General features: G+C 68.5%; 21 protein-coding genes. 10 read left to right on the top strand and 11 right to left on the bottom strand.

Annotation, left to right across the window (positions count from 1 at the left end; all coding sequences use genetic code 11):
* Nucleotides 1-4: 4 nt before the first annotated feature.
* Both AC5592_RS20075 and AC5592_RS20080 read right to left on the bottom strand, forming a co-directional pair.
* The gene (locus tag AC5592_RS20075; protein WP_157104176.1) at nt 5-331 is read right to left on the bottom strand and encodes a hypothetical protein; all 327 of its coding nucleotides are present in this window, start codon (nt 329-331) and stop codon (nt 5-7) included.
* A gap of 98 nt (nt 332-429) precedes the next feature.
* Entirely contained in the window at nt 430-1,614 is a 1,185-nt protein-coding gene (locus tag AC5592_RS20080; protein WP_063065115.1) for a citrate synthase, read from the bottom strand.
* Nucleotides 1,615-1,668: 54 nt separating this feature from the next.
* Between AC5592_RS20080 and AC5592_RS20085 the strand changes: the two genes are divergently transcribed.
* Nucleotides 1,669-2,757 (top strand): DUF2332 domain-containing protein, encoded by a 1,089-nt coding sequence (locus AC5592_RS20085; protein WP_036500110.1) that lies wholly within the window; start codon nt 1,669-1,671, stop codon nt 2,755-2,757.
* A gap of 131 nt (nt 2,758-2,888) precedes the next feature.
* On the opposite strand, the gene AC5592_RS20090 is transcribed toward AC5592_RS20085, so the two are convergent.
* Both AC5592_RS20090 and AC5592_RS20095 read right to left on the bottom strand, forming a co-directional pair.
* Nucleotides 2,889-4,316 carry an FAD-binding oxidoreductase gene (locus tag AC5592_RS20090; RefSeq protein ID WP_063065116.1) on the bottom strand — a complete coding sequence of 476 codons (1,428 nt, stop codon included), beginning with the start codon at nt 4,314-4,316 and terminating at the stop codon, nt 2,889-2,891.
* A gap of 494 nt (nt 4,317-4,810) precedes the next feature.
* The gene (locus AC5592_RS20095) at nt 4,811-6,109 is read right to left on the bottom strand and encodes a glycosyltransferase (RefSeq protein ID WP_063065117.1); all 1,299 of its coding nucleotides are present in this window, start codon (nt 6,107-6,109) and stop codon (nt 4,811-4,813) included.
* A 91-nt stretch (nt 6,110-6,200) separates the two neighbouring features.
* Here AC5592_RS20095 and AC5592_RS20100 point away from each other — a divergent pair, with 91 nt between their 5' ends.
* Both AC5592_RS20100 and AC5592_RS20105 read left to right on the top strand, forming a co-directional pair.
* On the top strand, nt 6,201-6,839 hold the full coding sequence (locus AC5592_RS20100) for a TetR/AcrR family transcriptional regulator (RefSeq protein WP_036500113.1): 639 nt from the start codon (nt 6,201-6,203) through the stop codon (nt 6,837-6,839).
* A 155-nt stretch (nt 6,840-6,994) separates the two neighbouring features.
* A complete protein-coding gene (locus tag AC5592_RS20105) occupies nt 6,995-8,101 on the top strand; it encodes a 4Fe-4S binding protein (RefSeq protein WP_084506916.1) in 1,107 nt (368 codons plus the stop codon).
* A gap of 1 nt (nt 8,102) precedes the next feature.
* Here AC5592_RS20105 and AC5592_RS20110 read toward each other — a convergent pair whose 3' ends face one another.
* The 4 genes from AC5592_RS20110 to AC5592_RS20125 all read right to left on the bottom strand — a co-directional run bounded on the left by AC5592_RS20110 (nt 8,103) and on the right by AC5592_RS20125 (nt 11,496).
* On the bottom strand, nt 8,103-8,729 hold the full coding sequence (locus tag AC5592_RS20110) for a DedA family protein (protein WP_036500115.1): 627 nt from the start codon (nt 8,727-8,729) through the stop codon (nt 8,103-8,105).
* Nucleotides 8,730-8,782: 53 nt separating this feature from the next.
* Nucleotides 8,783-10,522, bottom strand: coding sequence for a hypothetical protein (locus tag AC5592_RS20115; RefSeq protein WP_232329459.1), 1,740 nt, complete (start codon nt 10,520-10,522; stop codon nt 8,783-8,785).
* A gap of 156 nt (nt 10,523-10,678) precedes the next feature.
* The gene (locus tag AC5592_RS20120; protein ID WP_063065118.1) at nt 10,679-10,945 is read right to left on the bottom strand and encodes a hypothetical protein; all 267 of its coding nucleotides are present in this window, start codon (nt 10,943-10,945) and stop codon (nt 10,679-10,681) included.
* Nucleotides 10,942-11,496, bottom strand: a complete 555-nt coding sequence (locus tag AC5592_RS20125; RefSeq protein WP_036500121.1) for an RNA polymerase sigma factor — start codon at nt 11,494-11,496, stop codon at nt 10,942-10,944. Before AC5592_RS20125 ends, AC5592_RS20120 begins: the two co-directional genes overlap by 4 nt.
* Nucleotides 11,497-11,776: 280 nt before the next feature.
* On the opposite strand from AC5592_RS20125, the gene AC5592_RS20130 reads away from it, so the two are divergent.
* Together AC5592_RS20130 and AC5592_RS20135 are read left to right on the top strand one after the other, a co-directional pair.
* Nucleotides 11,777-12,445, top strand: a complete 669-nt coding sequence (locus tag AC5592_RS20130; RefSeq protein WP_062999868.1) for a trimeric intracellular cation channel family protein — start codon at nt 11,777-11,779, stop codon at nt 12,443-12,445.
* A complete protein-coding gene (locus tag AC5592_RS20135) occupies nt 12,445-13,707 on the top strand; it encodes a M20 family metallopeptidase (protein ID WP_063065119.1) in 1,263 nt (420 codons plus the stop codon). Before AC5592_RS20130 ends, AC5592_RS20135 begins: the two co-directional genes overlap by 1 nt.
* A 23-nt stretch (nt 13,708-13,730) precedes the next feature.
* On the opposite strand, the gene AC5592_RS20140 is transcribed toward AC5592_RS20135, so the two are convergent.
* Nucleotides 13,731-14,204 (bottom strand): DUF6194 family protein, encoded by a 474-nt coding sequence (locus AC5592_RS20140; RefSeq protein ID WP_063065120.1) that lies wholly within the window; start codon nt 14,202-14,204, stop codon nt 13,731-13,733.
* 95 nt (nt 14,205-14,299) lie between these two features.
* On the opposite strand from AC5592_RS20140, the gene AC5592_RS20145 reads away from it, so the two are divergent.
* Complete coding sequence (locus AC5592_RS20145) at nt 14,300-14,995, top strand: MerR family transcriptional regulator (protein WP_232329460.1); 696 nt, start codon at nt 14,300-14,302, stop codon at nt 14,993-14,995.
* A 227-nt stretch (nt 14,996-15,222) separates the two neighbouring features.
* Here the strand turns inward: AC5592_RS20145 and AC5592_RS20150 are convergent, their stop codons facing one another.
* Both AC5592_RS20150 and AC5592_RS20155 read right to left on the bottom strand, forming a co-directional pair.
* Entirely contained in the window at nt 15,223-15,642 is a 420-nt protein-coding gene (locus AC5592_RS20150; RefSeq protein WP_036500129.1) for a group I truncated hemoglobin, read from the bottom strand.
* A gap of 262 nt (nt 15,643-15,904) precedes the next feature.
* A complete protein-coding gene (locus AC5592_RS20155) occupies nt 15,905-16,579 on the bottom strand; it encodes an NADPH-dependent F420 reductase (RefSeq protein ID WP_063065122.1) in 675 nt (224 codons plus the stop codon).
* Nucleotides 16,580-16,669: 90 nt separating this feature from the next.
* Here AC5592_RS20155 and AC5592_RS20160 point away from each other — a divergent pair, with 90 nt between their 5' ends.
* The 4 genes from AC5592_RS20160 (at nt 16,670) to AC5592_RS20175 (ending at nt 20,821) form a co-directional block, all read left to right on the top strand.
* Nucleotides 16,670-17,056 (top strand): winged helix-turn-helix transcriptional regulator, encoded by a 387-nt coding sequence (locus AC5592_RS20160; RefSeq protein ID WP_198163892.1) that lies wholly within the window; start codon nt 16,670-16,672, stop codon nt 17,054-17,056.
* A 34-nt stretch (nt 17,057-17,090) separates the two neighbouring features.
* Nucleotides 17,091-18,191, top strand: coding sequence for a glycine cleavage system aminomethyltransferase GcvT (gene gcvT / locus AC5592_RS20165; protein WP_036500136.1), 1,101 nt, complete (start codon nt 17,091-17,093; stop codon nt 18,189-18,191).
* A 244-nt stretch (nt 18,192-18,435) separates the two neighbouring features.
* Entirely contained in the window at nt 18,436-19,536 is a 1,101-nt protein-coding gene (locus AC5592_RS20170) for a branched-chain amino acid aminotransferase (RefSeq protein ID WP_036500139.1), read from the top strand.
* 304 nt (nt 19,537-19,840) lie between these two features.
* A complete protein-coding gene (locus tag AC5592_RS20175; protein WP_083870693.1) occupies nt 19,841-20,821 on the top strand; it encodes a formylglycine-generating enzyme family protein in 981 nt (326 codons plus the stop codon).
* Nucleotides 20,822-20,841 lie beyond the last annotated feature (20 nt).

Below are 20,841 nucleotides of genomic sequence, written 5' to 3' on the forward strand. Positions count from 1 at the left end.
CGACTCAGTCGGGGATCAGCGCATACACCTGCACAACGAACTCCTGCGTCGCGCCGGACGGGTCGGCGATGTAGAAACCGCGGCGCGACAACGACTTCCGTTCCAGTGGCATGCGGGTTCGGCCGCCGGAGACGATGTTGGAGAGGACGCGCTGGTCGTAGTTGGCCCGGACGTCGACCATCACGCTGAATTTGATCACTTCGGTGCCGGGGCCGGTCCGCCAGAGCAGTTCTTCCGCCTCCGCCGGCACGGACGCGAACGAGAAGTTGTCACTCGCTCGCGCCTTCTGATTGCGCCGTGGCTCTGAATCCGACCGGACTTCGGCGACCAAGACCTCTCGCATCGCTGCCCTCCCTGTATGTCTTGTGCCGCTTCGGGGATGTTCTCGAATCTTAGCGGCTGCGGCTGTCCGATCGTCGGTTCGTGATGTCATCGGTGTCGTGGGACCGCGCGAGGGCGGATGAGCGTCCCGGATTCGTACTCCTCCATCGCGTGAGCCAGCCAGCCCGCCGTTCGCGCGACGGCGAAGATGATCTCGCCCGCACCGGGAATCATGCCGAACACCGTGGCGAGAACGCCGAGGCCGAAATCGCTGTTGACCGCGGGTAAGCGCCGGTGCCGCAGTTCAGCCGAAATTGCCTCGGCCACAAGCAGAGCCGGATGATCCGGTGCGAGCGTGCGGATCGCATCGACCAGGTAGGTGCCGCGTGCGTCGCCGGAGCGGTAGACGGCGTGGCCGGCGCCGGGAATGCGTTCACCGCGACGCAGACGCTCGTCGAGCGCCGTGGGTACGGCGCGGGGGTCGGTGATATCGGCGAGCATCCGCTCCACCGCCAGCGAGGCGCCGCCATGCATGGGACCACCGAGAACCCCGAGACCGCAGCCGACGACGGCGTACGGGTCGGCGTGCGCCGACGCCGCGATCCGGGCCGCGAAGGTGGAGGACGCCAGCTCGTGATCGGCCAGCAGCACCATTGCCGCGCACAGTATTCGCAACTCGTCGTCATCGGCGGGCGCGGTGGCGGACAGTCGTGACCAGAGCATCGCGGCGGCGGAGCGGCCGACCGGGAGGGACAGCTGCGGGAGGGCCCCGATCATGCCGGCGATCACGGCGCGCGCGATGGTGACCACGGTCGCGCGATCGCGGTGGAAACGCAGCGGATCGCCGACGGCCAAGGTGGTGACGATGAGTTGCAGCCGGTCGATCGGCAGCAGGCCCTCGGGCAGGCCGGCCTGGGTAGCGCGGGCAGCTGCCACCGCCTTCTCGGAGGCTTTCCAGGGGCCGCTGTCGGTGAGGTCCCCCTCCCACAACCACTCGGCGACGGCCTCGAAGCTGTGCGATGCGGCCAGTTCGACGGCGTCGCGACCGCGGAAGTACGGCCGGTCGGCGCCCAGGGTGGTGATGCGGGAGGCGATATCGATTTCGGTCGGCGCGGGCTTACGGCGCGGTTTACCCCGCCGGGCCAGCTCCTCGATCTCCGCCGGATCGAACAGGCTGCGCCGCCGGACCGGGTCGTAGCGACGTTTCAGCACCCCGCGGCTGACGTAGGCGTACAGGGTCGCTGGCTTCACCCCGAGCCGTTCGGTCGCGTCGGCGGTGTCCATCCACTCCATGGGTTGACCATAATCAATATTGATTACGGCTGTGCGGCGGCGCACAGTTCACTCATGCATCTGGTATCGCAATTCGAGTTGCAAGCCAAGGCCTGCGACAAGCTCGGTTCACCGCTGTACGGCTCCCTGCTGCGCGACATCGCGCGCGATATCGACGATCGCGGACCCTGCGCCGCGGTTCTGGAGGGCTACGAGGACATCGACTTCGATTCCGCGGTGCCGTTGCGCTTGCTGGCCGGCGTGCACGCCTTGGTATTGTCCGGCGCCGCAAGCGATCTCGCTCCCTTCTATCCGAGCTCGGGAGCGTCGGTGCGGGCCCACGATCCCGCCGGCGCGTGGGCTCCGTTCCGGCAGGTCGTGGCCGATCGGGCCGAGTGGATTCGCGACTGGCTGACTCGTCCGCCGCAGACCAACGAGGTCGGGCGGGCCGTTCCGCTGCTGGCCGGGCTGCTCGCGGCGGTCGATGCGATGCCGCTGCCGATCCGATTGCTCGAGCTGGGTGCCAGCGGCGGACTCAACCTGCGCGCCGACCATTTCCGCTGGGACAGTGGCGATATCGGCTGGGGGCCGCAGGATTCACCGGTCACGATCGCGGACGCGTGGCGGGGGCCGGTCCCGCAGTGGCTGGCCGGTGCGGTGCGACGCCATCCGCAGGTCACGGTCGTCGAGCGACGCGGGTGCGATCCGACGCCGCTGGATCCGTTGTCGCCGCGCGACGCGCTCGCATTGCGTGCCTATGTCTGGCCGGATCAGCAGGCGCGGGCGGCCCGGCTCGACGGAGCGTTGCGACTGGCGGAGAAGATCCCCGTCGATATCGCCGTGACCGGGGCCCGGGACTTCCTCGCCGGCATCGAGGTGGAGCCCGGCACGCTGACCGTCGTGTGGCATTCGGTGATGCGTCAATACGTCGGCAAGGACGAATGGCAGGCGGTCTCCGCCGAGCTGGACCGGCTGGCTGCCGCCTCGCGCGCCGACGCCGGATTCGCTTGTGCGGCTTTCGAACCCCAGAACAACTCCGACGATCGCAACGGCTTCCGGCTCACCGTCCGGATCGGCGACAACGAGCCGGTGATCCTCGCCCGTGCGATGCCGCACGGCGTCCCCACGTTCGCCTACCCGCTCGACGATCCCGGCACGGTGTAGTGGTGGGAGACGGCACGGCCGGCCCCTTCGGCAGGGCGATGCGGCGCTCGGTGCAGCGCGGCCGCCGCCCATTCCCCGGCTGCACCCCTCCGGCAGCCGAGGAGGCGGCTGTTCCATTGAACGGGAAATACTCAGGCCCCGTGAGTGTTTCGCACCGAATGATTCGCGTGAATGACATCCGCGGCGTCCCAGCGGTCCTTCGCGGCTACCCATCGCGGCAGGTCGGAGCCGAACAGGCGCTCCGGGGCCGCTGCGCTTTCGGTGAAGCTGCTGATGTCACGATCCGATCGGACGGTGGCGACGGCAGCCGTCAGCGCCCGGAACCCGGTTGCGGCCGCTTCGGCCGCGCCCGGGGCGGGAACGACGGCGACGGCGAACAGGAGTGCGGCGGATCCGCGGGTCGGGCTCGCTTCGGTGCGGTCGAGGGCGCCGCCGAGGTGGCGCAGTTCGATCGAGGTGAGTATGTCGGCGGGACCGTCGGTCACCGCGGTGACGATCGCGTCCACCACCTCCGCGGGGAGCGTCCGGAGCAGCGCGCTGCGCCCGAGTGCCGGGACCGGAACCGGCGGATCCATATGCAGACCGGCGAGCGTCGACGGTGCGACGACATCGAATGTGTCGACAAGCGGGGACAATTCACGTAGCGGCGCGAGCAGATCGTGTGCCGTCGCCGCGTCGGCTTGTATGACGGCCTCGATGATCGCGAAGGCCCGTCCGGCGAACATCGGTGGGGCGTCGGGAGCGTCGGGGAAGCGCAGTACTCGAACCACGGAGGTCACGGTTTCGGGCATCGTCGCGGTCCATGCCGTCCAGGCGTGGAAGATGTCGCGGGTCGATTCGACCGGCCAGAACAAGGCGCCCGCGACCACGTCATCGATGGCGTGCAGTCGCAGTGTGAGCGCGGTGATCACCGCGATATCGGCGCCGGCGAGGGCCGAATCGAACAGGTCGTCGCCGGCGCGAACACGGCGGATCACCCCGTCGCCGGTCACGAGTTCGAGTTCGAGAACCGAGGCTCGGGCGGGGCCGTGTGAGCGCGCGAACCAGCCGAGGCCGCCGCCCAGCACGAGGCCGACCACGCCGACGTCCGCGGCGAAACCGCCGATCGGTACGAGGCCCGCGGATGCCGCGGCGGCCGTGAGATCGGCGCAGCCGGCGCCGGCGTCGACATGTGCGATGCGTGCGTCGGCGTCGATCTCGATCCGGTCGAGTGCGCCGGTGCGCAGCAGGATCGTGCGTGTGAGGTCGCCCAGCGGGGTGGCGTTGTGGCCGGTGCATTGCGGCGCGACCCGCAGTCCGAGCGCTGCGGCGGCGCGGACGGTGAGTGCCACGTCGTCGGTGGTCGCCGCGGTCACCACGGCGATCGGTCGCTGGTCGGCCAGCAATTGCCATGCGGCGCGGGCCTGATCCCATTCGGCATCCGCGGGTCGGATGAGGGTGCCGGACAGTGCCGCAGCGAGGTCGTCGAGGCCGCGAAAGATGTTCGGTAACTCAGCGTTTCGATCGGCGACGCCGGGTCTGCTGTTCGCGCGGCGGAGGGCTTCGTGTGGGAGGGTCATGATTTCTCCTGTTGGGTTGCGGTCCGAAAGGGTGCGACGGATCGTCCGGCCTGCTGCGGAAAGTGCGGGTCGGATGAAGCGAAAGATCATGTGGTCGAGTAGAACTGGCCTTGTGCGGCGATGTGAGATATGTGGTGCCTTGCGATGATCGGTTTGTCGCAGGTTGCACGGCTGGACGGGCAGCATCGGCCGTGGTGATTCAGGGCGGTTTCGAGCCGGGAGTCCTCGCGAAAGGATCGTCTACGTCCGGGCGCGGGCCGGCGCTTCTGAGGCGGGAGAAGAGGATTGGGAAGCAAGCGGGGGACAGTACGAGTGGCGGACGCGTAAACCGCGTGGGGTTCTCAGTCCGGTCGGCTGGGCGTCGAGCGACCGGATCCAGCTTCCGAGGCTGATTACTCCGGTATTTCACCGACTCGTAGCAACCAGGTCCGCGCCGCCATGGCCGGTGATCTCGAACGCCGCCACCTCGACTTGATAACCGGACGCCGGTAGCTCTACGCCCGCTGCCGGCCGGCGGACCGCACAGCGTCGGCGATGATGTCATGCACGGCGTCGGGACCGGGCGACCGACGAATCGAGTCGCCGATCTCCTTGGCGCGCAGACGATAACGCTCGTCGGTAAGCGCGGTGCGGACCGCGGCGGCGACCTTGTCCGGCGTGGGATTGTCGGTGCGCAGGTCGATGCCCACGCCGGTCCAGGCCACTCGCGCACTGACCTCCGCCTTGTCCTCGGTGCGGCCCGCGATCACGATCGGTACGCCGTGCTCGAGCGCGTAGTGCACCCCTCCGTAGCCTCCGTTGGTGACGAAGACGTCGGTCTGCGGCAGCAACCGGTCGTAGGGAAGGAATTCGGCGACGCGCACATTGGCGGGCAGGTCGTTCGGCAGTGTGTCGACCGGTCGTCCGCCGGTGCTGACCACGACGATCACAGCGTCGTGGGCGAGTGCGCGCACCGTGGGTTCGATCAGATTCCATTCGCCGGTGGCGACCGTGCCCTGTGTCACGTGCACGACACGGCGGCCGGCGAGATCGTCCCACCACTCGGGCACCGGGATCGCCGACGGCCGCGACCGGGCCACCGGCCCGACGAAATGCACGGTGTCGGGCAGGCCGCGGCGCACGTACTCGAATTCGGGGACGGTGAACTGCACGATGTGGTCGGCTCCGGCCGGCCAGTCGAGGAAGAACCGCGGCAGTGCGCGACCGGTCTCGGCGCGCGCGATCTCGTTCGCGAAGCGCTGAACGGGAGCGAACACGCCCTTCTCCGCGCCGAGGGTGAGTACCGCGTTGCGCAGGCGCCCCAGCGGTCCGCGCATCGGTGCGATCCCGAGACCGAACGGCGCGACGTCCGGATGCTTCAGCGCGAGCGGCAGAATGCCCAGATTGACCAGCAGTGGCCGTTCCGCGCGCGGAATACCGCTGAACACCGCGGCGGCGGCGAACATCGACTCGGCGAGAACGGCATCCGTGGGCTCGGCGGCGAGGGCCTCGCGGACCGCTCGCAGCTGGGCGGGCACCGGACGGAGGAAGATCTCGATCATGTCGTAGCGAATGCCCGCGGGGCCCGACAGTCCGCGACGGCCCGGGAAGGCCGCGTCGATATCGCGATCGTCGTAGTCAGCCTCGGGTGGAAGGGGCAGGAATTCGGCGCCGGTGGCCAGGACGTCGTCGCGGAAGCGGGTGCCGGTGAGGAACCGCACGCGGTCACCTGCGGCGATGAGTGCCTCCGCGACGGACAGCAGAGGCGTGACATGGCTGCGCACGGGTGTGGCGGTCAGGAGAACGGAGGTCATGGGCAGGTCTTCCCGAGTGTGAAGCGAAGTAAGATTGGTGACACCAGTGAAGTATTCACTACCTCGCCGGGGTAGTCAATTAGGAATTGAGATGAGCGACAAGACCGCAACACGGACCTATCGATCCGCCCTGCGCAGCGAACAGGCCGCGGCCACCCGCCGCCGTGTGCTCGAGGCCGCGGCCGCCTGCTTCGTGGAGCGCGGCTACAGCGGCACGTCGCTGTCCGATATCGGGTCGCGCGCCGGAGTGTCGACCGAGACCGTGAAGGCCAACGGTCCCAAGCGCAATCTGCTGCTGGGCGCCTTCGAGCAGGCCTTCGCGGGCGAGGAGGGGGAGGCGCCGGTATCGGACAGCGATGCCGCGGCCGAGGTCAACGCCATCGCCGACCAGGAGGGTTTCCTGCGGGCGGCCGCCGGGTTCGTCGCCGCGGCCAACGCCCGCACCAGCGTGCTGTGGACGGAGTTCCTGAGCGCCGCGAACGCCGATACCGCCGTCGCCGAGGCGCTGGCCGGACTGCTGACGCGCCGCAAACAGGACTACCGCAACGTGATCGGCATGTTGCTCGAACGCGGAATTGCCCGAGACGGCATCGATCCCGAGACCGCGGCCGACGAGCTGTCCTTCCTCTGGTCGCCCGAAAGTCACCAGCAGCTCGTGCTGCAGGGCGGATGGAGTATGGAACGCTACGAACAGTGGCTCGTCGCCGCGGTCCGGCGCCAATTCGGCTGAGGTTCGAAAGCCATTGCTGTGCAGTGATCTTCGAGTCGGGATCGGGTTGCGTTTCGATAACGTCTGCTGCCGCGGCGATTACCGGCGATGAATTCCGGGGACCGGATCCGTCTATCTCTTCGAGGCCATACGTCTCGTGGAGATAGGAGGGCGCGATGTCGTCAACTGACCGGGAGCCGACCGAGGCAGGGCGTTACGCGGAGCATCCGACCGTGAAAAACCTTGCCGCCCAAAGGCGAAAGGCACCCGATCCGGTGCTGACCGCCGCGCGGCTGCGCGAGATCTGTCTCGCCGCCGGTGCCGACGACGTGGGCTTCGTCTCCGTCGAGGATCCGAAGGTCGCGGAGGAGCGCGAGCACGCGCGCGGCATCCTGCCGTCCGCCCGCACCTTCGTGGCCTTCTGCATCCGGATGAACCGCGACAATCTGCGCAGCCCGATGCGTAGCCTCGCCAATGCCGAATTCAACCATGCCGACGACGAGTCGAACGTGGTGTCGCGGCGCATCACCCGGGCCCTCGAGGAGGCCGGCTATCGCGCGGTCTACCCGGCGCCCGGCTATCCGATGGAGGTCGAACAGTTCCCGGGACGGATATGGGTGCTCGCGCACAAGGTGGTGGCCGAGGCCGCGGGCCTGGGCGTCATGGGCATTCACCGCAACGTGATTCATCCGAAGTTCGGCAACTTCATTCTGCTCGGCACCGTGGTGACCGACGCCGTCGTCGACGAGCCGAGTACGGCACTGGACTTCAGCCCGTGCCTGGAATGCAAGTTGTGCGTCTCCGCGTGCCCGGTCGGCGCGATCACCAACGACGGTGGTTTCGATTTCCAAGCCTGTTACACCCACAACTATCGGGAGTTCATGGGCGGCTTCACCGACTGGGCCGAAACCGTCGCCGACAGCGCCGGCCGCGACGACTACCGCGAGCGCGTGACCAGGGGCGAGTCGTTCTCGATGTGGCAGAGTCTGTCGTTCAAACCCAACTACAAGGCCGGCTACTGCATGGCCGTATGCCCGGCCGGTGAAGACGTGATCGGTGCCTTCATCGACGACCGGAAAACGCATCTGGACGAGGTGGTGCGTCCGTTGCAGAACAAATCCGAAACCGTCTATGTGCTACCGGGATCCGCGGCCGAGGAACATGTGACGCGCCGGTTCCCCAACAAGACGCCGAAGCCGGTCGGCAACGGTTTCGGCGACGAGGTCAACGATCTGCTCGATCAGATCGGGCCGCGCCCGCGGCGGGGGAATACCTCGGAATGACTTATGCGCGTTTACGCAGCTGCCCCAGCAGCGGCAGCATCGACACCACGACGATGACCGCGACCGCCGGCAGCAGATATTTGTCGACATTCGGCACCGACGCCCCTAGCCAATAACCCAGCAGGACCAGACTCTGCGACCACACGATCGCGCCGACGATCTGCCACAGCGTGAACGTGCGGGTGGGCACGTCGAGCACACCGGCGACGGGGCTGATGACCGTCCGGACCATCGGCACGAATCGGCCGATCACGATCGCCCGGCGCGCGCCGTACCGGTCGAGCCAGCGTTCGCCGCGGGCCACGACGGTGTGCAGGCGGGAGTTCGACGTGCGCTGGAGAACGGCGCGGCCGCCGTGCTTGCCGAATGTGTACCCGACCTGCGCTCCGACGATCGAACCTATTGCGGCACAGAGCAATACCTGCCACAGGATGAGGTGGGGTCCGGAATGGGGCCCGCCCGCGCACAGGATGCCGGCGGGGAAGATCAGGGTGTCGCCCGGAAGGAAGAAGCCCACGACCAGCAACCCGGACTCGGCGAAGGTCCCGACCAGGACGGCCAGCGCGCCGAAGTTGGCCAGCAGGGAGGATCCACTCGTCGGGTTGAGTGCGGTCCACGTGCCGGTCACGAGACAACCGTAACGGTTTGCCGGATTCGGGGTGGGGAACGGCGTCCGTCGCGCTAGGAAGCGTTCCCCGCCCGGCTGCGCTCCACCGTCTGACTCGGTCGCAGCACCGTTCCGCAGTCACCGGTCTTCTGGTAGTCGGACAACAGATGCGGCAGGACCTCGCTCGAGTACCGGCGCAGTTGCGTGAGCTGTTTGTCGCCGCGCACCACATCCTTGCGGACCCAGTCCTCGTCCGGGCTGGCGGTGTTCTGCGACTGCTGGATCCGGTAGTAGTCGCGGTCCATGCGCGGATCGACGGTCAGTCCGTTCTGCATCCAGACGCCGTGGGTGTGGACGAAGGTGGGCTTCAGGTCCTCGAAGACGTAGTCGGACAGGCCGATGTCGGCCTTGCCGGCGTAGATGTCCGCGATCCGCGCGTCGGCGAGTCCGGCCATATCGATCAGCCGGAGTCGGGAGGTCAGTGCGCTTCCGCCCATGTCGGGCGCCAGCAGTGTGCCCTGCTGCAGGTCGAGGATGTCGGCGTAGCCGTTGAAGTAGCGGCCGAAGCGAAACGCGATCCAGCACAACGGGATATCCGAATCTGCCCGATAGGATCGCGCGGCATCCGCCAGGGCCACCCCGGACGGGATCATGGCGGCGACCAGCGTCAGCGCGACCAGCGCCCGGCCCCGGGCACGCAACCGGGCCAGCACCTCCGTCGCCGAGAGCGCGACTACGAGCGCGGCGAGCGCCCACACCGGAGTGGCGAACCGGAACTGCTCCATCCAATCCGGTTGCAGCACACAGTAGCCCGTAATCGCCAGCGTCAGCGGAACCAGCAGGGCGACCAGGCCGTGACGGATTCTGCCCGGGCCGGCCAGGGCGAATCCGACCACGCCGACGGCCGCGACCACGGCGGGTGCGCCCGCATACTGCACCAGATCGCCGGCCCTGGTCAGGTCGTGCACGGTCGGCATCGCCTGATTCTTGGCGACCGCAGTATTCGCGACGAGCCGACCGAACTCGGTGATCCGCCACACCAGATACGCCCCGAACGGAATCGCGAACGCCACAACGGAATACACCACGTGACGCACGGCGACGGGCCAGGTGGCACGACGAACGAGGATCACCGAAACCAGGGGGTACGCGGCGAGGTAGATCAGGCCGTCGGGGCGGGTCAACGCCGCGAACGCCGCTAGCGCACCGGCGGTTACCGCCACCGTGGGTGTCCACAATCGGTCGTCCAGCACCGCCAGGAACAGGCGGACGGCGAGGGCGCATGCCGCCAGCGCGAAGAGTGAGTTCTCCAGGCCGGAGAAGCACCAGATCACGAACGACGGAATCGCGGCGAGCACGGCACCGGTGACGAAGGTCACCACCGCGGGCCATCGCGACACCCGCCGCGCGGCGACGTAACAGCAGAGGAGGATCCCGGCGCAGCACAGGGCCGCGATCGCCTTGGGGTAGAAGACGAAATCGGGAATGCCGAACAGGGAGCCGGAGTCGAACAGGCCGCACCATTTGCCCAGCACCAGCACCGCGAGCCAGGTGGGATCGGAAAATCCTTCCACCGGTTGCGCCCCGGGTTGCAGGACCGGCCCCGCCCCCTCGGCGACACTGCGTGCGTAGGCGAACGTGATTCCGGCGTCGTCGACCAGCCAGATGCCGTACTGCGCCGCCTGCCACACCAGTAACAGCACGCCGCTCGTCACCGCGGCCGCCGCGCCCCACCATGATCGCCCGCGTCGCTGCCGCAGGTTCTCCCGCCGCGGGCCGGAGGTTTCCGGCCGCGCTGTTACTACCTCAACCATTCACCGAAACCCATACTCGAAAGATTCGCCAAGGGGCGCAACGACTTTTGCGTCCCTCGGTGATCACTTCTACAGCTGTCGGTCGATCTTGAATCCGCGTGCCGACGGCTGTCAATCCGGCGAGACCGGCCAGAGATGGGGAAGGGTGGGTAGCGGTTACACGCGCATCCGGCACCGGCCTTCCACGCACTGTCGTTCGATTCTGCCGCGTGACACCGTCTGCGCCAGGCCGATGAGCCAGCAGGTCGGGCAGCCGCGCAGCGCGACCACCCCGGCAGACAGCAGGAGCAGGGCGGTCAGCCCCGCAACGGGGATCAGCGCGATCGATCCGGCGATCAGGCCGAAACCGAGCAGCCCGCGTGCCAGGTGAACGGGGACCGAGCGGCTGGCGAACGTTTTCTGCTGTCCGGCACCGTCGTTCATGGCCGCAGACCTCGATCCGGCATCCCGAGTTCGGCGCGAACGGCGGCACGCGCTCGGTGCAGCCTGGATTTCATTGCCGCCGTGCTCAATCCGAGCGTGCGGGCTACCATGCTGCCCGGCAGTCCTTGCACATCACGCATGATGAGGACTCGACGCTGATCGGCGGGCAGGGCGGCGATCGCGCCGGCGACCCGTTCGATCTCCAGCCGGGCCAGCACATCGTCCTCCGCCGACGCCGCCGCGACCTCCGCATCCGGTTCCCGGTGCGCGGCGGTGCGTATCCGCCGCAGGCATTCGTTGCGCACGATGCGGAACATCCACGAGGCCAGCGCACCCGCCGCCCGCAGCGTGCCGATCTTGCGGAACAGGACCAGCATCGCCTCCTGCGCGGCGTCCTCGGCGTCCTGACTGGTCGCGCACAAGGAACGGGCGAAGCGCTGGACGTGGGGATAGGAACCGGAAACCAGTGCGGCGATGGCGGACTCGTCGCCGTTGCGGGCCGCCGTGACCAGATGTTCCTCGGGCCACGCCGATCTCGTGCACTCAGCCACGGTTACGCCTCCGTCGCAGGACCAGCATGCAGCTGCACAGTAGTACGGCCGCGACCACCACGGCGATGACGGCGACAACCATGTCGACTCCTTCGATTCCGCGGGCCGGTTGCCCGCACGGATATGAGAGCGATCGCGGACGGGAAAGGATTCACGCTGTTTTCGCGTGAAGGTGCCGAGGCCGGTCGGGCGACGGCGGCCCGCCGGTTCCCGGGCGATTCGCTGACCGGCGGGTACCGTGCCGATAGCGGATGCGGATATCGCGGAAGGAACGGGGTCGATGGCGGCAGTGTCGGATACCGTCCCCGAATTGCTGCGCGCGCTGGATCTGACCGGTGTGTTTGCCAACGCGATGCTCGGCGGGGCGGTGGCGCGCACGTTCCGGTTCGACCCGATCGGATTCGCCGTGCTGGCCACCGCGTCGGGACTCGGTGGCGGCATCATCCGCGACACGCTGCTGCAGCGGGGGACGCCGGTGGCGCTGGTCGACTACACCTACCTGCTGACCGCCCTGATCGGGGCGCTGATCGCCTTCGCGTTCCGATTCGAGGGCCGGTTGTGGGACCGGCTGTTTCCCTGGGTGGACTCGCTGGCGCTGGGCTGCTGGGCGGCGGTCGGTGCGCAGAAGACGCTCGAAGTCGGGCTCGGATGGTTGCCGGCGGTGTTGCTGGGGACGACGACGGCTGTCGGGGGCGGAGTGGTTCGCGATCTCGCCGTGGGGCGGGTGCCGACGATTTTCGGGGGTAACACGCTGTATGCCACGTGTGCGCTGCTGGCCAGTGCGACACTGGTGATCATCTGGTATTCCGGGCACGTGACGGCGGGTTCGATCGCGGCGACCGTGGTCGGAGCGGGGTTGTGCCTGCTGGCGCGGTGGCGGGGATGGATGTTGCCGGAGCAGATGAGTTGGCCGGAGCGGTTGCGTTACGGACGGCGAAAGGAGAGGTAATGGCCTCGACTGCGCAGGAAGCAGCGGTATTGGCCGGGCTGGACGGAATCGGTGGGTGGCAGGACGAGTGCTATCGCGACCTGCACGCCAATCCGGAATTGTCGCATCGGGAGCACCGCACTGCCGGACTGATAGCCGAGAAGTTGCGGTCATGGGGGTACGAGGTGCGCGAGGGGGTCGGCGGGACCGGGGTGGTCGCAATCCTGCGGAACGGGGACGGCTCCGGAGTGCTGCTGCGCGCCGATATCGACGCCCTGCCGGTCCGGGAGGCGACCGGATTGCCCTATGCCAGTTCGGTTTCCGCCACCGACGCCGGCGGGCACGAGGTTCCGGTGATGCACGCCTGCGGCCACGACGTGCACGTGACCTGCCTGCTCGGCGCGGCGCAACTGCTCTCCGAACACACCGATCACTGGCAGGGCACGCTGGTCGCACTGTTCCAGCCCGCCGAGGAGGTCGGCGACGGGGCGCGCGGGATGGTCGAGGACGGTCTGGCCGAGCTGCTGCCGAAGGTCGATGTCGCGCTGGGTCAGCATGTCCTGCCCGCGCCGGCCGGGATCGTCGGAACAGGTAGCGGGCCGATGCTGGCGGCCGCCGACAGCATGCGGATCACCGTCTACGGGCGCGGCGGGCACGGGTCGATGCCGCAGGCGACCGTCGATCCGGTGGTGCTCGCGTCGATGATCGTGCTGCGGCTGCAGATGGTGGTCTCGCGCGAGGTGGCGCCGACCGAGACCGCGGTGCTGACCGTCGGCAGCATCACCGCCGGAACCAAGAGCAACGTCATCTCCGATCATGCTGTGCTGCAACTGAATGTGCGCACCTACGACGAATCGACCCGCACCACGATCCTCGACGCGATCCGCCGGATCGTCACCGCCGAATGCCAGGCCTCCAACTCCCCGAAAGACCCGGAATTCGAACTGTTCGATCGATTCCCGGTGACCGACAACGACGTCGAGACGACCCGCCGGGTCGCGGCCGCGTTCACCACTCACTTCGGCGACCGCGCCGTGGAACTGCCACGGCAAAGTGCCAGTGAGGATTTCAGCGATATCCCGAACGCCCTCGGCGTGCCCTACACCTATTGGGGCTTCGGCGGCATCGACCCGGAGACGTTCCAGGCAGCGGCGAAGGCCGGACGGACAGCCCAGGACATCCCGGTCAACCACTCGCCGTCCTTCGCCCCCGTCATCGAGCCCACGTTGCGGACCGGGACGGAAGCACTGGTCGTGGCCGCGCTGGCGTGGTTGGGGAAGTAGGTCACCGTCGGACGATGACGACATCAATTGTCTGCGTGTGATTCTCGGCGTTCGGATCGGGTGCGGGCGATGTGGTGGGCACGATGGAGGAGGTCGGTGACCGTGGTGGCGGTGTGCGGGCCCGGGTTCACTACGGCTAGCCAGCCCTGGGCGCCGTAGACGGGGTGGGAGAACAGGGTGTCGGGGATGCTGGGGTCGGCCGGGTTCGCGGCGTGGTCGCGCGGAGTGTGGCCGGTCACTTCGGTGAAGGCCTCTTTGCCCGCGAAGATGTTGAGGCGGAACGTGTTCGGGCGGTCCAGGCGGGAAGATTCGTCGTCCGGATAGTTCTTGGTGACGATGGTGGCGAAGGGCTGGGTGCGGGGAACCACGCCGTCGGGGGCGTAGTAGAAGAAGGTGTCGCCCCAGCTGATTTCGGGGGTGCCGTCGCCGGGCCGGGGGTGCAGCGTCAGCACGCCGCCGAGGTTTTCGACGAAGTCGATGATCTCGTTGATGTCCATACCTCTAGCGTTTCATTCATGTGCTTGTGGAGACTACATCCTTCGGAATGGCAGGTCAGCTGGTGGTAAGTCGCAAAACCGCTGTTCTACGAACCGTGGATGTGGCGCGGCGGGCCGGCTGTTCCGTTCAGCAGGTACGCAACCTCGAACGCGACGGTGTGCTGCCCGCGGCCGAGCGTGGTCCGTCCGGGTATCGCGCATACCGTGAGGTGCATGTGCTGTCGGCCCGCGCGTATCGGCTGGTGGCGGCGGCCGTCGGCCCCGCCGAGGCGAGAGTTGTTCTGCGCGAGGCACATTCCGGGCAGCGGTTGCCCGTGCTGATGGATGCCGCGCACGCGCGCCTCGACGCGCAGCGCCGGGAACTGCGGCTGGCGCAGCGAGCAGCCGAAGCGATCGCGGAGGAACCGATCGGGGATGCGAAGCCCGCCGACTCCATGACGGTGTCCGAACTGGCGGGCGCGCTCGGTGTGCGGCCGTCGACATTGCGGCACTGGGATGCGGAAGGGCTGGTCGTGCCCGGCCGGGCCGGGGCGCGCGGTGCGCGGCTGTACGCGCCGGAGGCTGTGCGGGATGCGCGGATCGCGCATCAGCTCCGGCTCGCCGGATATCGCATTCCCGCGCTGCGCGAGCTGCTGTCCGCCCTGCGAACCTTTCGAGGTGGTGACGTGTCGGCCGCACTTGCCGCGCGGGAGGCCGAGATCGATACGCGTTCCTGGGCGTTGTTCGAGGCGGCCGCCCTGCTGTTCCGGATCGTCTCGTCGCCCGGGGAGGACTCCAGCGGGATAGGTTAGCGGTCGTCGGCAATGCGTTTCCGCGGTCGGCCACGCATCGTCTGTCGGAGACCGCGGGTCCGGGTGCCGCTCGACCGCCGCCGATCCTGTGCGCGGGTCAGGAGCGGCGGTGGCCGTTGGGGCGCGGTCGCCCGCGCGGCGATGTCACGCTGACAGATGCGCCCCCGGGGGAGCGGTCGCCGGCGCGGGGAGGCGCGGCTCTCTCGTCGGCACCCCGTGAGCGCGGCTCACGACACGGGTGCGTCGGAGGCGATTTCCGGTGCCAAAGGTGCGATGGCGCCGATGATTTCGCCGAGGGTCGGCTCCTGAACCCCGGCGGCCACCAGGGCGTCGGTGAGGTGGGCGGCGACGAGGGTGAAGTGGTGCATGGTGATGCCGCGGCCCTGGTGCACCTGCTTCATCGCGGCGCCGGTGTACGGCTCGGGACCACCGAGGGCAGCGGCGAAGAATTCCACCTGGCGGCCCTTCAACCGCGACATGTTGGTGCCGGTGAAGAAGCCGGCGAGCTCTTCGTCGGCGAGGACGCGGACGTAGAAGTCCTCGACGACGGTTTCCAAGGCCTCGTGCCCGCCGATCTGCTCGTAGATCGACGGTGCGGGCGCGGGCGGAGCTGCGGACGATTTCGAGAAAAGTGACGAGATTCGCATGAAAACAGCAAATCAGCGGCGTGTTTCACCTCCGTTAGTTATGTGTCGCCGACCGATTGCCCCGTGTAGAAAGACGGTTGCTCCGAACTCACACTCGCCGCGGCCGGGCTGCGAGGTTTCTCTCGCTGCGATGACGAGCCAGCGGTCCGGATGCGCGACCGCCTCGATCTTCGTGCGCGCCGCGCGGTCGGCCGCTCCGGATCCCGGTGCGCGAGCCCGGCGCCGTGACGCCGGAACCCGCACAACCTCCGCGCGCATGGAACTACTGGGTCGGCATGGCGGGCACCGCCCGGCTGGGATCCACGCCGGAGAAGGCCAGCGAGATGACGAAACCGGCGGCCTCCTCCAGTTGACGTGCGCGGTCCAGACCGCCCAGCACCACCGGTTCGGCGCCGACGTCGCGGACCAGTTGTTCGGTGATCTCCAGCGCGGCCGGGTCGTCGCCGCAGATCGTGACCGACGGCGGCAGCTGAGTCGTTCCGGCATCTGCGGATTCGGCCGAGGCCCATTGTTCGCTCGGGAACAGATGGAACGCCTTGACCACCCGGGCGCCCGGCGCGAGTTCCGCCACGCGCTGTGCGTGCGAGGCGCCCGGCGGTAGCCGCAGCACGCCGACGCCGTGGTCGATCGCATTGGTCGCGTCGATGACGGTGACTCCGGACAGCGCGCCGCCGGGAGCGCCGACCGCGCGCAGAATGTCCTCGACTCCGGTGTGGGCGACCGCCAGCAGCACCGCCGCCGTGCCGGCTCGTGCGCCCGCTGGAACCGCCGCAATCTCCGCCAACGGCACCGCCCGCGCGCCCGCACCCAGCCCCTGCGCGAGTTGCCGGGCCTTCTCCACCGATCGCCCGGCCACGGTGATGTCGTGTCCGGCGCGCGCCCATCGGCGGCCCAATGCCCCGGCCAAGGTGCCGGTGCCGAGAATCGTGATGTGCATCGTGTTCTCCTTCGACGTGTCGATCCGGCGCTACCGTAGGGGAGCCGATACGCACCGATCGGTGCGCGACGGATGGGTGATCATCACGGGATGAGCGGTTACGACGAGCATGCGGGCGAACTGGTCGCCGACTGCCGATTGCGCGCGGCCACAGACCTTTTCGCGCACACCTGGGATCCGGTGGTGCTGGTCGGACTGCTCGGCGGGGCGCGCCGGCGCAGCGAATTACGGGCCGAGATCGGCGGGATCAGCGACAAGGCGCTCACCGAGGCACTGCGCCGGCTGCTCGGCCACGGCCTGATCGAGCGTCAGCGCTACGCGCAAGCTCCGCCCCGGGTCGAATACGCGCTGACACCGCTGGGGCTGAGCCTCGTCGAGGGGCCGATGCGCGCGCTCGGCGAGTGGATCGAGGTTCACGGCGACGCACTCTTGGATGCGGGCGAGCCCGATGGGGAGCGCCAGGAAGAACCGGCGTGAACCACTGGCGGACGACGCTCGATAAGCTCGCCGGGTGACCGACGAGACGCTGCAGCAGGGCCCCATCCACGCCGTCCACGCGGAGCTGGGCGCGACCTTCGCCCCGTTCGGGGGGTGGGAGATGCCGGTGCAGTACGCGGGCACCGTCGCCGAGCACACTGCCGTGCGGACCACCGTCGGTGTTTTCGATGTGAGCCACCTCGGTAAGGCGACCGTGCGCGGCGCGGGGGCGGCGGCATTCGTGAACGCGGCGCTGACCAACGATCTCGGCCGCGTCGGGCCCGGAAAGGCGCAGTACACGCTGTGCTGCACCGAGCAGGGCGGGGTGATCGACGATCTGATCGCCTACTACGTCTCCGACGACGAGATCTTCCTGGTGCCGAATGCGGCCAATACGGCCGCGGTGGTGGCGCAGTTGCGCAAGGCGGCGCCGGAGGGCATCACGATCACCGATGAGCACCGCGAGTACGCGGTCTTCGCGGTGCAGGGCCCGAAATCGGCGGAAGTGCTTGCCGCGCTGGGGCTTCCGACCGATATGGAGTACATGGCGTTCACCGATGCCGAGTGGGACGGGCGTCCGGTGCGCGTCTGCCGGACCGGATACACCGGCGAGCACGGCTATGAACTGCTGCCGCGCTGGGCCGATGCCGAGGCGGTTTTCCGCGCGCTGACGGCGCAGGTCGAGGCTGCGGGTGGGCAGCCGGCCGGACTGGGTGCGCGCGACACCCTGCGCACCGAGATGGGTTATCCGCTGCACGGCCACGAGCTCTCGCCGGAGATTTCGCCGGTGCAGGCCCGCGCCGGCTGGGCGGTCGGCTGGAAGAAGCCGGAGTTCTGGGGCAAAGCGGCACTGACGCAGGAGAAGTCGGCGGGTCCGCGGCGAATCCTGTTGGGGCTCAAAGCTCTCGATCGCGGCGTGCTGCGGCAGGGGCAGACGGTGCTGCGTGGAGAGGAGACGGTCGGCGAGACCACCTCGGGCACCTTCTCACCGAGTCTCAAGGTGGGCATCGCGCTGGCGTTGCTGAATACCGACGCCGGACTGGAACCGGGCGACGAGGTCACCGTCGATGTACGCGGCCGCCGCCTGCGCGCCGAGGTGGTGCGCCCGCCGTTCGTGACACCGCACACCTCTTGAACCGGGTCACGAACCCATGCACGTGACGGAAATCATGACATTTCCGGAGTGAAGTGTCCGGTGACCGGTATGTGCGCTGCACGACGGCGCCGGGCAAGCTCGCTGGGGTGGGGCGAATGGCTCGTATCGGACGCCGTCAAGGGGGTATTACGCCTCGATTGTCCGGTTTCCTGGCCGCTGCCCGGCGGTTCTCGACGCAGGTCCGAGCATCGGTGCCGAGGGCCGCAGTTCTAGTATCGAGGTCATGACAGTCGCCGCACAGTTCACTCGTACCCCGCATCCCGCCCCGGTTCCGGCGGATCGGCGCACGGAGATTCTGGCGGCGCCCGGGTTCGGTCGCTACTTCACCGACCACATGGTGTCGATCGACTACCTCGACGGGCAGTGGACGAACGCGCGAGTCGAACCGTATGGGCCGCTGTCGCTGGATCCGGCGACCATGGTGTTCCACTACGGTCAGGCCATCTTCGAGGGCCTCAAGGCGTATCGGCAGGCCGACGGCAGTATCGCCACCTTCCGCATCGATGCCAACGCGGCGCGGTTCCAGCGGTCGGCGCGGCGGCTGGCGATGGCGGAGCTGCCGGAGGAGCTGTTCATCGAATCGGTGCGCCAGCTGCTCGAGGTCGACGCGGACTGGGTGCCGGCCGCCGGTGGTGAGGAGTCGCTGTATCTGCGGCCGTTCATGTTCGCCACGGAGGCGGGGCTGGGCGTGAAGCCCGCGTCCGGCTACAAGTACCTGCTGCTGGGTTCGCCCGCCGGAGCGTACTTTCCGCGCGGCGTGAAGCCCGTGCGGGTGTGGCTGTCCACCGAATACGTGCGTGCCGCTCCGGGCGGTACCGGCGAGGCCAAGGTCGCCGGCAACTACGCGTCCTCGCTGCTCGCGCAGCAGCAGGCCACCGACAAGGGCTGTGATCAGGTCGTGTGGCTCGACGCCTGCGAGCGCAAGTACGTCGAGGAGATGGGCACCAACAACCTGTTCTTCGTCTACGGTTCGGGTTCCGAGGCCCGGTTGGTCACCCCGGAACTGTCGGGTTCGCTGCTGCCGGGTATCACCCGCGACAGTCTGCTGACCCTGGCCGCCGACTCCGGTTATCCGGTCGAGGAACGCAAGGTGTCGGTCGAGGAATGGCGCAAGGGCGCCGAATCCGGTGAGATCACCGAGGTTTTCGCGTGCGGCACCGCCGCGGTCATCACCCCGGTCGGCTGGGTGCAGTCCGCCGAGGGCGAATTCGAGATCGGCGGCGGGGAGCCCGGCGAGGTCACCATGGCGCTGCGCGACACGCTGACCGGAATCCAGCGCGGCACGTTCGCCGACAACCACGGCTGGTTGCGCACCCTGGCGTGACACAGCCGGGGAACGGGCTGCGGCGCCGGGCCTTTCGGCACGCGCCGTAGCCGCGCACCGGAACCGGCGCGCCCAGCCCGGGGCCGCAGCTCACGTGCCGGCGATCGTCGCGCCGCGTGCGCGATACGGTCGCGGCGGTGCGCCTCATCCGCCGAGGGTGAATTCGTTATCCCTCCTCCACAGCCGTCCGAACAGTTGCCGAATACTGCCCACGACGGGGCGAACGGCGCTGTACCGTCGGGTCAGCGAACGATCGGCTAACGCTGCTGGTGTTGTCGTTTCGGACAATGAGGGAGAGGAAGTCATGCCACATCGCACCGACTCCGGCACCCGCCAAGCCTGCTGCGCACCCTCCGCGGACAAGAACGCCGAGCCGACCGGGCACGGCGAGGACGCCGCGCGGTCGGCCGGGGGAGATCGCCGCGGCGACCTCGAGCTCGCGCTGGTCGCCGTTCCCGGTGGCACCTTCACCATGGGAGACGAGAGCCGCTGGGCCTATCCCGGCGACGGCGAGGGGCCGTGCCACCCGGTCACCGTCGACGCCTTCGCCATCGGCCGGTACGCGGTGACCAATGCCGAGTTCGCCGCATTCGCCGCCGACACCGGCTACCGTACCGATGCCGAGAAGTACGGCTGGTCGTTCGTCTTCGCCGGGTTGCTGCCGCCGGATATGCCGCCCACCCGTGCGGTGGTCAACGCCCCCTGGTGGCGGCAGGTGGAGGGCGCGGACTGGGCTCATCCGTTCGGGCCCGACTCCGATGTCGGCGCCCTGGCCGACCATCCCGTCGTCCATGTCTCCTGGGAGGACGCCCGGGCCTTCTGCACGTGGTCGGGCACGCGGCTGCCCACCGAGGCCGAATGGGAGTACGCCGCCCGCGCCGGATCCACCGGCCCGTTCCCCTGGGGCGAGGACTTCGAGCCGGACGGGCAGCGGCAGATGAACGTCTTCACCGGCGAATTCCCCCGCACGGCCCCCGGCGTGCACCTCGGCACGATGCCCGTGAATGCTTACGCTCCCAATGGTTTCGGGCTCTACAACACCACCGGAAACGTGTGGGAGTGGTGTTCGGACTTCTTCTCACCGGACTACTATCGGCACAGTCCCGAGGCGAATCCCACCGGACCCGATCTCGGCCGCGACCGGGTGATGCGAGGCGGATCGTATCTGTGCCACCTGTCCTACTGCCGCCGCTACCGGGTCTCGGCGCGGCAGGGCAGCGAGCCGGTCTCCTCGACCGGGAATCTCGGTTTCCGGGTGGTCGCCGATTCCCCTCCCGCACGCTGACGCCAGTACCCGGCGCCGGC

The organism is Nocardia violaceofusca NBRC 14427, assembly GCF_963869435.1.
GTDB classification, from domain to species: domain Bacteria; phylum Actinomycetota; class Actinomycetes; order Mycobacteriales; family Mycobacteriaceae; genus Nocardia; species Nocardia aobensis.